Raw genomic sequence first — 17,569 nt, 5'->3', positions numbered from 1 at the left:
TGATTTTATCTGTTTATTATTAATCCTCTTTTTATCTGATCAGCGTTACAGTACCTTTTCTCATCGATGTTGTTCCATTGCTGAAGGTAATATCAACCATGTAGACATAAACTCCGTTCTGTTGATTTACGCCTTTGAAAGTTCCATCCCATCCGTTTGCAACGTTATCTGACTGGAATATCAACTGACCCCATTGTGTGTAAATACTCATTTTCGCACTTGATATGGTATTACCGTAGACTAAGAATACATCGTTTTTACCATCGTTATTTGGTGTAAATGCATTTGGAATATAAACCTGATCTCCAAAAGGATTAGCTGCTTTACCGGTTGCTGAGCCATTTTGACTGGTTTGACATTCAGTTTGACCTTTAGCCCTCACCAGGATGCTTACGCTTTGATCTGGTTTCAATCCTGCTATGAGGTAAGTTGTTCCAGTTGATCCGCCGGTTGGGTTAACCCAGGTTAAACCATTATCTAATGAAACCTCGTATGCCGTTGCACCTGCTACTGCGGCCCATGCAAACGTTACACTATTAGGTGTAGTAGTTTGTACAACTACTGTTGGTTTCCCTAATACAGGTAGTACAGTTACCGTAACAGCTGTTCTTGTTGCACTTGCGCAACCACCTGCTGCAATCGCTTCTACATAATAAATGGTGGTCGCATTTAAGTTTGGTGTGGTGAAGTTGATACCTTCTGCCAGCACTGTTCCGCCTGAACTTGCAGCATACCATCTGTATACTAATCCTGCTACCGGATTATTTACCGTTAATATGGTGGAGCTACCTGCGCAAAGTGTTCCATTGGCTGCGGTTACCGATGCTGGTGCAACTGGTACCGGCAGCGCAATTACATTCACCGACGTTCTGGATGATGACACACAAGTTCCGTTTGCACCTTCAACATAGTAGGTGGTGTTTGCATTGACCACTGGTGTTGTAAAGTTTACACCTGTTCCAACCAGCGTTCCACCTGCTGATGCTGAATACCAATTGTACGTAACACCACTTTGAGGATTTGCAACGGTTAATATTGCTGAACTTCCCGTACAAACGTTTACCGATGTAGCAGCCACCGTTGGTACTGTTGGTTTTGTATTAACAGTAACTGTTACTTTAACGCGGCCCCCATTGTTGTTACAACCTCCAGTTCCAATTGCCAAAACATAGTAATCTGTTGTTGCGGTTAAACTTGTTACATTGAATGTTGTACCAGTGAATAATAAATTACCACCTACCGCTGCGTTATACCACTCGTAAGTAACACCTGTTTGAGCATTGGTTACTAAAAGTGTGGCGCCATCACCAGCACATATACCTCCATTTGGAGCCGATACTACCGGGTTATTTGGCGATGCATTCACAGTAATGGCTAAAGCTCTTGCTGTTGCAGCAGTATTTTCACATTTGTTATCGCCTTTAACAGTTACGTAGTATGTAGCGCCTGCTGTTAATACCGGCGTTGTAAATACCGACCCGGTAAATACTACCGTATTTAAAGCAGCATCACTATACCAGGTAAATATCGGGTTAGTAATGGTTGTACTTGTTGCAGTTAACGTTGCTGCTGTATTGGCGCAAATTGATGTTGATCCATTTACGGTAATATCTGCGGCTACAGCGCTTGGGTTAACCGTAACCGTTACTGGTTTTGCATTGGCTGCTGTATTTTCACACTTATTGGTTCCTTTAACCGTTACATAATAAGTGGTAGTAGCGGTTAATACTGGGGTAGTAAATGTTGGTCCGGTAAAGGCTACACTGGTTAATGAGGCATCATTATACCAGGTAAATACTGGATTGGTTACTGTAGTATAACTTGCATTGATTACCGTAGTACCAGAACCACACACCTTAGCAGGTGTAGATAAAGTAATATCTGCAGCTGTTGCACCCTGGTTAACATTTACGGTTACCACTTTAGCTGTGATTGCTGAGTTTTCACATCTGTTATCACCTTTAACCGTTACATAGTATTTAGTTGTTGCAGTTAATACTGGTGTAACGAATGATACACCTACATAAGCTACTGAAGTTAAAGCCGCATCATTATACCAGGTAAATGTAGGGTTGGTTACTGTTGCTGTACTTGCTACCAAAGTAGTACCTGATCCAGCGCATATTGACGCATCGGCAGCAGTAATATCAGCAGCAGTAGCCATTGGGCTAACGGTAATGGTAACTACTCTGGCTGTACCAGGCGCATTCTCACATTTATTATCGCCTTTAACCGTTACATAATAAGTAGTGGTCGTATTTAATGGTGGTGTAGTAAATGTTGCGCCAATGAAACTTACGTTGGTTAAGGCCGCATCACTATACCAGGTAAATACTGGATTGGTTACTGTTGGTGATGTTGCGCTCAACACCGCTGATGATCCTGTGCAAGCAACAGTACTTCCGTTGAGGATAATATCGGTAGTGGTGGCCAATGGATTAACTGTTACAGTTACCGCTTTAGCATCGGCAGCACTATTTTCACATTTATTAGTCCCCTTAACACTTACATAATAAGTAGTCGTGGCAGTTAAACCCGTTACTGTAAAAGTTGGTCCGGTAAATACTGCATTTGTTAATGAGGCATCGCTATACCAGGTAAATACCGGTTGAGTAACCGTAGTACTCGAAGCCATTAACATTACGGTAGCGCCTGAACAGATTTGTGAATTACTTACTGCAATATCAGCAGTGGTAGCAAATTCTTTAACGGTTACCGTAACAACTTTGGTGCTTGCAGCTAAATTCTCACATTTATTATCCCCTTTTACGGTTACATAATAAGTGGTAATGGCATTAAGTGCAGGTGTTGTAAAGCTAGCACCTACATAAGCTACCGTTGTTAAATTAGCGTCACTATACCAAGTAAATACCGGGTTGATAACCGATGTTGTTGAAGCAGATAGTGCAGCTGTGGATCCTTTACAGATCGAGGTGATTCCGCTAATGGCAATATCTGAATCAGTGGCTGCAGGGTTAACCGTAATGGTGATTGATTTTGCATTAGCTGCTGTATTTTCGCATTTATTATCCCCTTTAACCGTTACATAATAAGTTGTTGTTGCAGTAAGTACCGGAGTAATGAAATTAGCTCCAGTAAATGCCACTGTGGTTAAAGCTGCATCACTATACCAGGTAAATACCGGATTGGTCACCGTTGTACTGGTTGCATTTAAGGTAACTGAAGCACCACCACAAACAGTACCTGTTCCAGCCAAATTAATATCAGCCTGGGTAGCGGCGGGGTTTACTGTTACCGTCACCTCTTTTGTATTACCTGCTGTATTTGCACATTTGTTTGTCCCGCTAACCGCAACATAATATTTGGTAGTTGTGGTAATGGCTGGAGTATTAAACACTGCTCCTACATAAGCAACCTGTGTTAATGCCGCATCAGTATACCAGGTGAATACCGGATTGGTTACAGTTGTACTGCTAGCCGTAAGCACTGTTGTACCAGCAGCACAAAGTGAGGTAGTTCCGGTTACCGTTACATCAGTAGGTAATGCTGATGGATTAACAGTTACAGAAACTTTTGTACGTGTTACATTTGAACAACCTGTTCCACTCACCGCTTCAACATAATAATCATATGTTCCTGCTGCTAGTGATGCAGATGTATTAAAGCTACTGCTATTGGTTACCAACATATTTCCAGCTACCGCAGCATCATACCAGTTATAAGTTACTCCTGCAACAGCCTGTACGCTTAAAGTAGCAGATGAGCCGACACAAATTGTGGTAGGATTGCTAGTTGATGGAACTGGCTGTGCCGGTGGCGTTAAAATGGTTAGGGTTACTTTGGTTCCAGGAGTCTCACAGCCATTAGCCGTTGCAGTTACCGAATAAGTATAATTTCCAGCGGCCAAAGCAGGGTCTGTTGTGAAAGTTTGCCCATCTTTTCCCGCCTGATAAGTGCTGCCCAGGTACCATTTGTAAACCACACCTGCCTGTGGATTTTGCACACTTAAGGTTGCTGATGAGCCTTGACAAGCACTCGCGGTAGATGCTGTAACCGTTGGCGTAGTGATTACCCTTTGAGCATAATCTAAATTAACAGATGTTAAAGCCCCAAGTAAACCTGAGTTTAATCTTAATTCTGCTCCATCAAATTTACTTGTTGGCACAAAAGTTAATATGGCTGATGTTCCGCCTGTTAATAACTTGAGACTGATTAGGGGGCTAGATACAGAAACCGCATCGTTATTGCTGGTTGTACCTTGGAAAGTGGTCACCGTTAAATTAGATAATACACCTGCTGAAAGCAATGTACCAGGAGTGGTAATTTTCACCCTTAACGTATCGCCAACATTCGATAATCCTGTAAAACCAACCTGTTGATAAACTGATGAACCAAGCAATCCCACTGGGATAACCAAACTAGATCCGGTATTGACATCGTTATCAACCGCAAAAGTTGGGTTGAAAACTCCTGCCGATAAGGCTACACCGGTTACACCTGTTGCCACTGTTGTTGTAGCTGCTCCACAAGGAGTAGTTACCGGGTTACCATTTGGAATTACTGTAACCGTTACGGTTGCCCTACTGGTTGCAGTACAGCCGCCCGGAATAGTTGCTTCTACATAATAAGTAGTGGTTGCGCTTAACTGCGGTGTTACAAAAGTTTCGCCAGTAAATACCGGAACCACACCATTTGCAGTAGTGTACCAGTTAATGGTTGCACCTGCCGTACTAGAAGTTGCCTTTAATACCGCTACAGCACCTTCAGTAATTGTGATGGATGGTGGTGTAATTACCGGAACATCAATAGTTCCCAGTATTATTTTGGCTTCAGTTCTTGTTGATGAACTACCACAGCTGTTTACTGCCGCTACAAAATAACTTTTATCAGCTGTAATTAATGGCGTGGTAAAATTGTCGCCAGTAAATAAGACCGTTGTAGCGTTTGCGGTATCGTACCAGTTATAGGTTGTACCTGCAATTGGGTTTTTAACCTGGAGCGTAACCGATGTATTCGGACAAGTATTAACAGATGCCGAAAGTAGTTCTGGCGCTACTGGTGCCGGATTCGTAGTTACATTAACAACTGTCTTGTAACTCACGCAGCCAGTTGCAGAAACTGCAGCCACATAAAATTTAGTATCGCCTGTTAACACTGGTGTAGTGAAGATGATTCCATCTTTACCAGTTAAATAGGTACCTGTAGCATCGTACCATCTGTAAGTTAAATTTGCCGATGGGTTGCTTACTTCAAGCTGTGCAGTTTGGCCGACGCAAGCTATAACATTAGCTGATGATACAGTAGGCGCAACTAAAATTCGCTGCGCGTAATTTAAGTTAATAGATGTTAAGGCACCCAATACACCTGAGTTTAACCTCACTTCTACTCCATCGAAAACATTCGTTGGAACAAAGGTGATTAAGGCCTGAGTATTACCACTTAACAATTGAATGTTGAGTAGGTTATCATTTAACAATCTCGAATCACCGTTGCTGTTGGCTCCAACATAAGATGTAATTGAAGCGTTGCCTAATAATGAAAGTGATAATAGTTTTCCTGGTGATGATACTAAAACATGTACGGTATCTCCAACTTTAGATAATGATCCAAAACCAACTCTTTGATAAACTGATGCACCTAGTGCTCCAACCGGCATAACCAATGAAGATGCGGTTTGTGTATCATTATCAATAGCTAATGTTGGGTTAAACACACCTGATAGTAAAGCTACGCCTGTAACACCACCAACCTGTGTGGTTGCGGCCTCACAAGGTACAGGGTTAGGAGACCCATTTCCATCAACGGTAATGGTAATCTGAACACGGCTTGCCGAAGTACATCCGTTAGTAGAAACCGACTCTATATAATAAGTTGTAGTGGACAACAAAGGCGGTGTAACATAGGTAGCACCTACATAAACAGGTGTAGTTGAAGTATTTGAAGAATACCAGTTAAAAGTATGGGTAGGATCTGCAGAACTGGCTGTTAAAATTGCAGTTTGTCCTGCGCTCACTGTTGATGAACTCGCCGTTACAATTGGTAAAGCCGGACGAGGGTTTACCGATACAGCGGCGGCTGCACGTGTAGCGCTTGTACAGTTTCCTTGAGTGGCCTCTATATAGTAGGTAGTAGCCGCTGTTAATGCTGGTGTTGAAAATACTGCACCAGTGAAAACCAGGTTTCCACCTACCGCGGCGTCATACCACCTGTAGGTTACCGCCGCATCTGGATTAGCAACAGACAAAGTTGCTGAAGATCCCTCACAAACATTAGCAATAGTTGCCAATACCGGTGTTGGTAAAGCTGGTGTAACAGTTACCGCTACCGGAATTCTGGTTGCATTCGGACAACCGGCTTTGCTTACCTGGATATAATAAGTTGTAGTAGCTGTTAAAGCTGGCGTGGTAAATGTTTCGCCAGTGCCCAATTGTGTACCACCAGTTGCTGCGTCGTACCAGGCCAATGTTGTGCCACCGTTTGCTGTTGCGGTTAATGTAGCCGTGCTTCCCGAGCAAATAGTTCGGGCACCGGCAGTTATGGTTGGACCAGGATATATTACGGTCGCACCGTAAACATCCAAACTGGTTAAAACGGTAGCTAATGCGCCGAAACTCACCTGTACGCGATCATAGGTACCTCCAGCTAATATCGTTGCCGCAAAACGGTTACCTGATAAAAGTCTGAGACTTAACAATCCACCATTTAATTGTGCTGTTTTTACAACCGTGTTACCATTTAATACGGTAACGGTTACGTTGTTTAATAAGCCCACATCTGCCAAACCAGTAGGTAAGGCTAAATCTAAACGGATACTATCTGTGGCTGTTCCAGCATTCTGGAAAATCAATTGCTGATAACCCGATCCGCCTACACCTACTGCTAGAGATATCCTGGTAAAATTACCAGGATCTGCATCAGTAGAATTTCCTGCGCCTGTTATACCGCATAATACACAAATTCCGTTAATTCCGGAGTTTTGCGCATTGGCCGCATTACATGCAGTACCCCCGCCATTATTTAACACGGTAACCGTTACCGGTACCCGGCTTGCACTTTTACAACCGCTTGCATTTGTAGTTTCTACATAATAAGTAGTAGTGGCAGACAGTGTTGGCGTGGTAAATGAAGTACCTGCACCCACTTGTGTTCCTCCCGTGGCAGCATCGTACCATTGAATGGTATTCCCAGCATCAGCTGTTGCCAATAAAGTGGTAGACTGCCCGGCATTAATTACCTGGCTATTGGTGGTTACCGTAGCTGCGGTTGCTGGTGGGTTAACAGAAACATTAACGGCAGTTCTTGAACTTACCGCAGTTCCGGATACGGCCTCAACATAAAATACCGTTGGAGCGTTCACCGCAGGAGTTACGAAAACACCTGTATTATTGGTAACCAATGCTGTGCTTCCTGTAGAAGCATACCAGTTGTAAGTTACGCCAGCCTGTAAATTACTAACGCTTAAAGTAGCCGAATTTCCGGCACATACCGTTGCTGAGGCAACAACAGGCGCATCAACCGTTACGGTTAAGCTATAAGCAGTTGTTGCTTTGTTTCCATTGGCATCTGTTGCAGTTAAAGAGATGGTAAAAGTTCCACCTAAACTTGGCGTTCCTGTAATTTCTCTTGTTGCAGTATTAAAACTTAATCCCGGAGGAAGGTTTGTGGCCAGATAAGTATATGGCGCTGTTCCACCTGTTACTGCAGGCAATGTTTGTATTGCGTAAGGAGTACCTACAATACCGTTTGGTAAAGTTGCACCTGGTAATGATAATACACCTATTACTTTAATTGAATAATTATTACTTGCAGTTCTGCCTTCACTATCTGTTGCAGTTACACCGATCGAATAATTTCCGGCCTGTGTAGGTGTTCCGGAAACTTCTCTTGTCGTTGCATTAAAAGATAATCCAGCAGGGAGATTAGTACCAACATAAGTATAAGGACCAACGCCACCAATTGCAGATGGTAAGGTTTGCGTAGCATAAACTGTTCCCTCTGTTCCATCAGGCAAAGTTGCTGCTGGTAACAATAGCGGATCAACTACTACAATTGTATAGTTATTAGTTACCGTTTTTCCATCGGCATCGGTTACTGTTACCGGTACGGTAAAAGTTCCGGATTGTGTAGGTGTCCCGGTAATTTCCCTTGTAGTAGGGTTAAAAGCCAATCCTGGAGGAAGGCCGGTCGCCGCGTAAGTATAAGGACCTGTTCCACCAGTGGCAGATGGAATCGTTTGAGTAGGATAAGCCGTGCCCGTAGTTCCATTGGCTAAAGTTGCCGATGGTAACACCAAAGGGTCAGTTATTTTAAGAGCATAACTGGCCGTAATTGTATTGCCATTCGCATCAGTTACGGTAACCGGAATGGTAAAGGCTCCAATCTGATTAGGCGTGCCTGTAATCTCTCTTGTTGAAGGATTAAAGGTTAACCCTGGAGGAATACCTGTAGCGGAATAAGTATAAGGACCCGTTCCACCAGTTGCAGATGGAATTCCATTGGTTGTGTAAGCTGTACCTGTTACGCCATTAGGCAATGTGCCCGGAGCCAAGGCCAATGCCGGCGTTACAGTTAAAGTGAATGTTGCTGTTGTGTTACAACCTTTCGTATCGGTTACTATAACATCGAATGTTGGGTTACCGGTTGCTGTTGGTGTGCCACTTAACAGGCCACTTGCGGATAGCGTTAAACCTGATGGTAAGGAACTTCCTGTAGCTAAGGCATAGGTATAACCTGGCGTTCCACCGGTAGCTACCGGAAGTTGCTTACTATACGGCGAGGCAATTGTTGCATTGGTTAAAGCGATGCCTGTAAATACAATTGCTGGGTTAACGGTAATAACTACTGGAACCCTTGTGGCATTCGAACAATTTCCTTTACTTACCTGAACATAATAAGTTGTTGTAGTGGTTAACGCAGGTGTAGTAAAGTTTGCACCTGTTCCCACTTGGTTGCCACCTGTAGGGGCATCAAACCAGGCTAAAGTAGTACCACCATTTGCAGTTGCACTAAGTGTTGCTGTGCCACCTGCACAGATAGATTGCGCACCGGCTATAAATGTTGGATTAGGATAAACTACCCTTGCACCGTAAATATCTAAGCTGGTTAAAACAGAAGCTAGTGCACCAAAGCTCACCTGAACCCTATCGTAAGCCCCACCTGCTAACACAGTTGCCGCAAAACGGTTGCCTGATAAAAGTTGAAGACTCAACAATGCACCGTTTAATTGAACTGTTTTTACAACTGTAGTTCCATTTAATATGGTAACGGTTACGTTGTTTAAAACACCAACATCAGCTAAACCTGTTGGTAAAGCCAGGTCTAAACGGATACTATCTGTGGCAAGCCCGGTAGATGGGAAAATTAATTGTTGATAACCTGTTGCTGCAACACCAACGGCAAGAGAAATCCTGGTAAAGTTACTTGCATCAGCATCAGTAGAGTTACCTGCACCATTTACAGAACATAATAAACAGATACCATTAATACCTGTATTTTGACTATTTGCTGCATTACAAGCTGTAGCGCCACCACCATTAATTACCGTTACAGTAACTGGAACACGACTAGCACTTTTACAGCCATTGCTACTTGTAGTTTCTATGTAATAGGTTTTTGTTGCCGTTAACGCTGGAGTTGTAAACGAAGTTCCTGTTCCAACCTGCGTACCTGCAGATGGAGCATCGAACCAAGCAATGGTATTTCCAGCATCTGCGGTTGCGGTTAACGTGGTAGTTTGTCCGGAGTTGATTACCTGATTGTTAGTGGTAACAGTTGCTAACGTTGCAGGTGGATTAACGGAAACTGTAACCGATGTCCTGGAGCTGGTTGCTGTTCCAGAAACGGCTTCTACATAAAATACAGTGGCTGAATTGACGGCCTGTGTTACATAAGTACCGTTATTTCCGGTTACTAATGGTGTACTTCCTGTTGATGCATACCAGTTATAAGTTACACCTGCCTGTAGGTTACTTACTGTTAAAGTAGCCGAGCTTCCTGTACACACTGTAGCCGAGGCCACAACCGGTTCATTTACGGTTATGGTTAGCGGATAAGTAGTGGTAGCCTTATTGTTGTTTGCATCCGTAGCCGTTAACGAAATATTATAGGTACCACCTTGTGTTGGTGTTCCGGTAATCTCTCTTGTAGTTGGATTAAACGATAATCCTGGTGGAAGGTTTATTGCCGCATAGGTATATGGAGACGTTCCTCCGGTTACGGCAGGCAAAGTTTGTGGTAAATAAGAAGTACCCACAATACCGTTAGGTAAAGTTCTTGTTGGTAAAGTTAAAGTACCATTTACTCTAATCGGATAAGTGTTACTGGCTGTTTTACCTTGGCTATCGGTTACGGTAACAGCAATTACATAGTTACCTGCCTGTGTTGGTGTACCGGTAACTTCTCTTGTAGTGGCATTAAAAGATAATCCAGCAGGAAGATTAGTACCACCATAAGTATAAGGACCAACACCGCCAGTGGCCGCAGGCAAAGTTTGCGTAGCATAAACTGCTCCTTCTGTTCCATCTGGCAGGGTTGCAGATGGCAATAATAAAGGATTGTTAATATTTATGCTATAATTGGTGGTCACTGTTTTTCCATCAGCATCAGTCACCGTAACAGGTACACTATAAGAACCAGTAGTTGTTGGCGTACCGGTAATGGCCCTGGTTGATGGATTAAAAGTCAAACCCGGGGGGAGACCAGTTGCCGAATAAGTGTAAGGCGTAGTTCCACCTGTTGCACTGGGTATAATCTGTGTCGTATAAACTGTTCCCGTAGTTCCATCAGCTAAACTTGCTGCGGGTAACAATAGAGGATCAGTAATCTTTACGGTATAATTTGAAATTAGCGTATTACCGTTTGCATCAACAACCGTAACAGGTATCGTATAGGTTCCAGGCTGGGTTGGTGTTCCTGTGATTTCCCTTGTGGTTGGATTAAAAGCTAAACCCGGCGGAACACCTGTTGCGGTATAGGTATACGGTCCCGTTCCACCAATTGCTGCCGGAATGATCTGTGTTGGATAGACAGTTCCTGTTACACCTTCAGGCAACGCACCTGGTGCAAGAACCAATGCGGCCGTAACCGTTAAACTATAAGTTGCAGTTGCTTTACAGCCTTTGGCATCAGTTGCAATTACAGAAAAATTATAGGTATTGGCTGCCGTTGGTGTTCCCGTAATTGCACCGCCCGATGATAAACTTAAACCTGACGGCAATGTACTGCCTGCAGCCAAAGCGTAAGTATAACCTGCCGTTCCACCTGTGGCTGCATCCAATTGTTTTGCATAGGCAAAACCCGGTGTGGCATTGGTCAACGTGGCGCCATTGAAAATAATTTGTGGATTCACGGTAACGGCTACAGGTATCCTTGCCGATTCGGCCGTACAACCCACCCGTCTGGCAGCAACATAGTAGGTTTTATTAGCAGTTAGCGCTGGTGTAGTAAAAGTACCATTAAAAGCAACCGTTTGTAATGCGGTTCCACCTTCTATTGCTTCGTACCACCTTAATTCGTTGGTAGTGGCCGTAGTAGCGTTTAGTGCCACATTACTATTATAACACGCAGCAATTGCTGTGCTTGCTGGAGTTGGCCGGCCTGCAGAGCGAATTACACCGTATACATTGATGGTTTGCGTAAGGTTTAAGGCAACTACAGAGCCGAGCGTAACCTTCACCCTATCGTACACAACATTGGCACCTGGAGAAAAAGGTATTGATACCGGTTGCCCACTATTAAGTAAGCCTAATAAATCCAGATTTAACAAACTTGCGGCTGAAGCCGTATATACCTGAGTACCGCCATTGTAAGCCGTTATAGAAATGTTCTGTAAGAGCCCCGCTGTTAGTAATGCAGGCGTAGCGCTGAGCCTAAGGTTAATATCGTCACCAGGATTTGACGGTGTCGCGAAATAAAAATTTTGGCTGATGGATGAACCTACGCCAAGTATCCCTAAGCTCAATTGAGAAAAATTAGTAGGATCTGAATCTATAGCCCTTTCGCTATTGGTTACACCAGAACTGCCCAGCTGTAAGGCATCGAGTGTAATTCCTGTACCTTCGAATCCTGTAGCAAATGCCTGCGCACAAGGATCAGTGCCTGAAGTATAAAAAGCATAGTAAACCTTTGTATTATTGGCTACAGAAACCAGGAGTGCATTGGTTACATCTTTAATAAAAACCCTATCATACGCCTGGGTAGGGGTTATTGCCAGGTAAAAGAAACCATTTGCATCTTTTACCAACCGCAGATTATCTGAAGAAAATCCATCAACACTGTTACCACCTATTGGGGGCACTGCCGAAGCACCGTTTCTGGCCCCTACCTGAAATGAATGGTTTCCTAGCACTACGGTTCCACCTACATTAGCCAGTAAAGTACCTAAACTACCACCTAACAACCTGTTCAGTACATCTCCATCAAAATCTATCCTGATATAAGATGTTATTCCCGCAGCAACAGCAGCCGGATATTTTAATTCCAGCTCACCACTATAGGCCCCTAATCCAACAGCAATTCCGCCGTAAGAATTAACCGTAGCGAAAGTGTTATTGTCTAAAGTTGCATTGTTTGCATTATCTACCCTGCTTTGAGCAGATACTGTATTTGCAAAAATTTTTGTTTGCGCATACGATTTGTTAGAGAAGAGCGTTAATAAAATGATGACTGCAATACAGGTATTGCGGATTATCCCGAAACGGGATGAGAAAGTAAAGGTTTTCATCATATCATGCGTTATTTAGGAGACTACTATATGCTAATGCTCACGTAAATGGCGAAAGCCATTTTAGGTGTATTAGATAATCATGACAAATCTAAATTTAGAATAGCTACCTATTTTATCCATTGCTATTCATTTTAATCATAACCCTTTTATTCATTTTATTCATACAAGGCTTTCTTAGTGAATAGATTTCTTCAATTGTTAAATTTTGATGACATTAGTGATAGTCATCCTATAAGTTTATTCATGAATGCTAGCGATCTCCTTACTGAACTCCGGAAGTTTGTACTTATAAAATCAGGTCTGAGAAATATAGACCCGGCTCATTGCAAGATTATTTCCGAATATGTATATCAGGAAACTAAAAACTATGTAAGCGAAACTACAATCAAGCGTTTTTTTGGCTTTGCAAACACCTTACATAAATTTTCTTTATTCACTTTAAATAGCCTGTCACAATATGTTGGCTATAACGATTGGGACTCGTTTTGTAAGGACAAGGAAAACCAGACAAGCTCTGCTCAAAGTATCTGGCAGGATTTAAAGTTAAAGGCACATGCCATTACAGAAGTATCGTTAATTGCAAAAAAAAACAACTCCGGTGTTCCATTTAATACTACTGCGAACAGAAGTTTTTTCTATCCGGACTTTGACTATTTCTTAAAAAACAATTACCAGTTTACAACGGTAAGTGCCCAGCCTGGACAAGGAAAATCGATACTAATTGCACATATGGTAGAGTATTTTTTCTTTTCAGAAAATGCCCTTTATAAAAACGATATTGTTTTACTGATTAATTCTACCAGTCTCAATACGATTATCCAAAATAGCGATACTTTAAAAGAATGGTTTTTGAAAGAATTTAAATTTGGAAGCCTTAGCGAGCTGATCAGTTTTTTTAAGAAGAATCCTGAAAAACGAGAAGGCCGTTTCATTATTATTGTAGATGGTATTGATGAGCATTTGGCTAAAAGCAATTACTTTAAAATATTTATTGACTTTTTATACAGTATAGAGGAAAACAGTTTTGTTAAACTCATATTTGGCCTGCGAACAGATACCTGGATTAACCTTCAGCCCGCTATTTATAGTTCTGCCGCTCTAACTAAAACTTGGTATATGGGCCTGTTTTATGACGAAGAAACCCTAAGTAATGTGCCATCCTTAAACGTAGAGGAGATACTCTATACCTTAAGCCATATAGAAAATAAAATTATCAATCGGGCAGATGTTAGTTTGCCCCTTTTAACCCAATTTAAAACACCATTTTGGCTACAGGTTTATTTCAAGCTCAAAGATGAAAATCAACAACTTGAACTGAATGATCCCCTATTATGTTATGAGTTGATTAGTTATTTTTTGGAAAAGCGTGTATTCCTGGCAAAAAAAAGCACCGAAAAAATATTTCTCCTCAAGCAAATAAGCGATTGTATTTCAGAAGGGAATAAAAAACTAAGGGTTGCCAAAGAAAAAATCCTCAGCTACATTAATTGCTATCCAGATGCCTACGAAGAACTTTTGAATGCCGGTATTATCATTGAAGAAAAAAGATTAAGTACAAGTATTCCAACAGAGATTGTCCGCTTTTTAAACGACGATATTTATACCTATTTCGTATTTATACAGATTACAGACAAATTTCAATATAAACCTGATAAACCATTTTTTGAGCATATATTAAAAAGTTTTCCATGTCAAAATTCGCAAAGAGACCATATCCTTAACTGGTCTATCAGATTTTGTATTAACCGCAACGAAATAGCTGCTTTAAAAAATATTTTCAGGCTGCCATTTTCTAATCGTGAAAAAAATAATGCTTTCGATTTTATTTGTTATGTATCGAAATATGAGCTTAGCAAACCTAATGGAAACTTCAATAAGCTAAGCATAGGTATAGATTTTATTGACATTATGGCCACAGGGCGAACCATGGGCAACCTTTACAGGGAAACCATCAGAACCATATCAAAAAATGTGTTTAATGAAGACATTCAGATCATGTTCCATGTAATTGAATGCAACGTTAATATTATTGATGTGGACAAAGTGGCTTTAGCGAATTCTATGCAGCTGTTAAAGAGAAATTATAAAAGATTAAACGAACTATTCCCAATTAACCCTTACGATTTAATACTTTATTTTTATAATAATCTAATTAATAAACCCAACGAAAGCAAAAGTCTCGAAGATAAAATTATAAGGCTTTGCCAGGAAATAGATCAGAGTACACCAAAGAAAAATGAGGAAATCACTACCGCCGAAATACTCTCTTACCGATTGGTATTAGTGGTCTTGTTTTTTCAAAAAAGTTATGCAGAGAGCCATCGGTTTATTATGGCCATACTACATAAGTACCCGAATATTTTTTACGTCAGGCATTCGGTGTTTTCTCCGTTTTTATTGCTTCATTTAGGGCAAACTTATATTAAACTCAACTATTTTAAGAAAGCGCAGCGTATTATGCAGTTTGTAGATAAAATCATCAGCAGCGATTACACCTATTATACCAATTTTATACTGGCCAACTTTAATGTTTTTAAAGCAAATTTTTACAATGCTACACATCATTACGAAAAAGCACTTACCGCAGTTAATTTTGGTTTGGATATTACTAAAAAGAATAACTTTAAGATGTTCGAAATAACCTTATTATTAAATAAAATCGATACCCTAAAACATATTGAAGAATCGGAAGAAGTATCAAATGTAATTAAGGAATTGCTTAACTTTTTAACGGCTCATAAAATCTCTATGCCCGATTATGCTAACCTTAGCAGCCCCGAATTTGAGCACACCTTTAAGATTTTAAAATCTTACCGCCGGCATCAAAGTCTATGATAGCGGCTCTATTTTAAATCAGGTTCGTATATTTTCATGAAGCGCAAAGCCTGTGCAAAACACAAAGTTCCCTCCCGTTTTTCGCTTTTACGCTTCGCTGCCTCGTACCTCGTTGCTGCAGGGTAACCGCTGCAACCAGGGCTAAGTAGCTGCTGCAATATTCCAATTTTAGGACTCCTGGAGTACACAAACCCTGGTTTTTAAACCCGATTGAAGCGAACATGGAGTGCAACGGAGTAAAGCGCAAAGCGGGACCAAAGGCCGCCAAGAACCACAGCCCTTCATTTCCTAATCCTAAAAATAGTTCTGTAAACCTAGTTTGCAACCTATACAAAAAATTGATCCATATCCCCATTGCTCAAGTATGGCTATTTTATTAGATTATAAAGTTCATCCAGTTTAGGCGAAAGTACAATCTCTATCCGTCTGTTTTTGCTTCTTCCATCTGCACCTGCGTTAGAACCCAAAGGCTGAAACTCGCCTTTACCTGTAGCCGTCATCCGTACACTTTCTACCTTCTCGTTTTCTGTTAAATAGCGCACTACAGAAGTAGCCCTTAATACACTTAAATCCCAGTTATCTTTAATCTGCCCCAGGTTATTTATTTTCTGGTTATCGGTATGACCTTCAACAGCTATGTTAATTTCTGGCTGCTGTTTTAATACATTTGCCAATTGTGTTAAAGCCTGTTTACCTTTTTCATCAATAATGATACTTCCGGATGGGAATAAGAGTTTATCGGTTAGCGAAACATATACCTTACCATTTTTAATTTCTACAGTTAAACCGCTTTTGGTAAAGCCTAACAGGGCCTGCTGAAGTTTTTCTTTGAGCGAGTTGGTGGCTTCATCACGTTTGCGCAATACCTCTTCCACTTCTTTCAAACGTTTTTCGCGTGCAGCCAAATCGCCCGATAACTTGGTAATTTCACTGGAGGAATTACTTTTAAGCTTTTTGTAATTGGCATCAACAGCATTATAGTTATTTTGCAGGTCGCGAAGCTCTTCAGCCATTAATGTGGTATCCTTTTTCAGTTTTGCCACTTCTTTTTCAAGATTTTCGATTTTAATCAAACCTTCATTAAATGCGGTATAAAGTGAATCTTTGGTTCCCAATAAAGCTTTATATTTTTTTGGAGACAGTACTACGCAAGAAGTTAGCGAAGAAAAAAATAGGAAAAGGGCAAAGGAAAAAAAGGTATTTTTCATGTTTGAAGTTTCAGGGGTTAGTATTTAATAGCAAGTAGCGAGTATCAAGTTTTGATAATTTGTTTGGTTATTGAAAACTGACAACTATTAATTGGTTACTGATCAATAGCATTCCGTAAAAATGCAACTAATGGCTGTACCGTTTTAAAAGAACTTATCAACTTATTAACGAGGTTCGGTTTTAAAAATTCTTCATCATCGATTTTTTGGATGGCTTCGAAGCTTTTCAGCTTTAAAAATTCAATGTTTGGATCTGCAGGATCATAACCTTTCGGCGCATTTTTCAGGGCATTATCAAATCCGAGTTTAAAGTTTTTCTTAAAATCCTTTTCGTTTATAATTTCTTTAAAATCGCCTATATTATAATCAATTTCTTGTCTGATCAATTTTAAATGCGGTGCTTCGGGCATCCAGTAACCTCCGGCAATAAAGCTTTTTCCTGGCTGTATATGCAGATAATAACCAGGCTCGTTGCCCCCTTTACTTTTTGCCGAAAACCAGATACCGAAGTTATTTTTATAGGGATCTTTATTTTTACTGAAACGCACATCACGGTAAATGCGCAGGAGGTTTTTTTTAGGATCTGCTTCTGCAGAAAGCAGCGGGTCTACCTTGGCCAGTTCTGGAATAAGCGCACCTACCAATGCCAAAACATCAGCTTTAGCCGCTTCGTAGACATCCTTGTTAGCAGCAAACCATTCACGGTTGTTATTTTCCGCAACATCCTTTATAAAGTTCAGTGTTTCTTTTTTAAGCATCATTTAGGTTTAATTGGTCATCAGCTATGTAGCCATTTGTATTGTATATTTTCAACTTGTTTAACCGTCGCCAAACGCTGACC

The 17,569-nt window shown here is 41.2% G+C and carries 4 protein-coding genes; 1 reads left to right on the top strand and 3 read right to left on the bottom strand.

Annotation, left to right across the window (positions count from 1 at the left end; all coding sequences use genetic code 11):
* Positions 1 to 31: 31 nt before the first annotated feature.
* The gene (locus tag PGN18_RS12165; protein WP_335319767.1) at positions 32 to 12,685 is read right to left on the bottom strand and encodes an Ig-like domain-containing protein; all 12,654 of its coding nucleotides are present in this window, start codon (positions 12,683 to 12,685) and stop codon (positions 32 to 34) included.
* A 243-nt stretch (positions 12,686 to 12,928) separates the two neighbouring features.
* Here PGN18_RS12165 and PGN18_RS12160 point away from each other — a divergent pair, with 243 nt between their 5' ends.
* Positions 12,929 to 15,520, top strand: coding sequence for a hypothetical protein (locus PGN18_RS12160; RefSeq protein ID WP_335319766.1), 2,592 nt, complete (start codon positions 12,929 to 12,931; stop codon positions 15,518 to 15,520).
* Positions 15,521 to 15,888: 368 nt separating this feature from the next.
* Here the strand turns inward: PGN18_RS12160 and PGN18_RS12155 are convergent, their stop codons facing one another.
* Together PGN18_RS12155 and PGN18_RS12150 are read right to left on the bottom strand one after the other, a co-directional pair.
* Entirely contained in the window at positions 15,889 to 16,728 is an 840-nt protein-coding gene (locus tag PGN18_RS12155) for an OmpA/MotB family protein (protein WP_335319765.1), read from the bottom strand.
* A 95-nt stretch (positions 16,729 to 16,823) separates the two neighbouring features.
* Positions 16,824 to 17,489, bottom strand: coding sequence for a DUF2461 domain-containing protein (locus tag PGN18_RS12150; RefSeq protein WP_335319764.1), 666 nt, complete (start codon positions 17,487 to 17,489; stop codon positions 16,824 to 16,826).
* Positions 17,490 to 17,569: the final 80 nt, after the last annotated feature.

This window comes from Pedobacter terrae (assembly GCF_036946585.1).
Taxonomy (GTDB): domain Bacteria; phylum Bacteroidota; class Bacteroidia; order Sphingobacteriales; family Sphingobacteriaceae; genus Pedobacter; species Pedobacter terrae_C.
This window is presented reverse-complemented; position numbering and strand designations above follow the sequence as displayed.

Excerpts from the sequence above, each read along its gene's own strand:
- PGN18_RS12165 (WP_335319767.1), bottom strand. The coding sequence starts at position 12,685 with ATGATGAAAACCTTTACTTTCTCATCCCGTTTCGGGATAATCCGCAAT.
- PGN18_RS12160 (WP_335319766.1), top strand. The coding sequence starts at position 12,929 with ATGAATGCTAGCGATCTCCTTACTGAACTCCGGAAGTTTGTACTTATA.
- PGN18_RS12155 (WP_335319765.1), bottom strand. The coding sequence starts at position 16,728 with ATGAAAAATACCTTTTTTTCCTTTGCCCTTTTCCTATTTTTTTCTTCG.
- PGN18_RS12150 (WP_335319764.1), bottom strand. The coding sequence starts at position 17,489 with ATGATGCTTAAAAAAGAAACACTGAACTTTATAAAGGATGTTGCGGAA.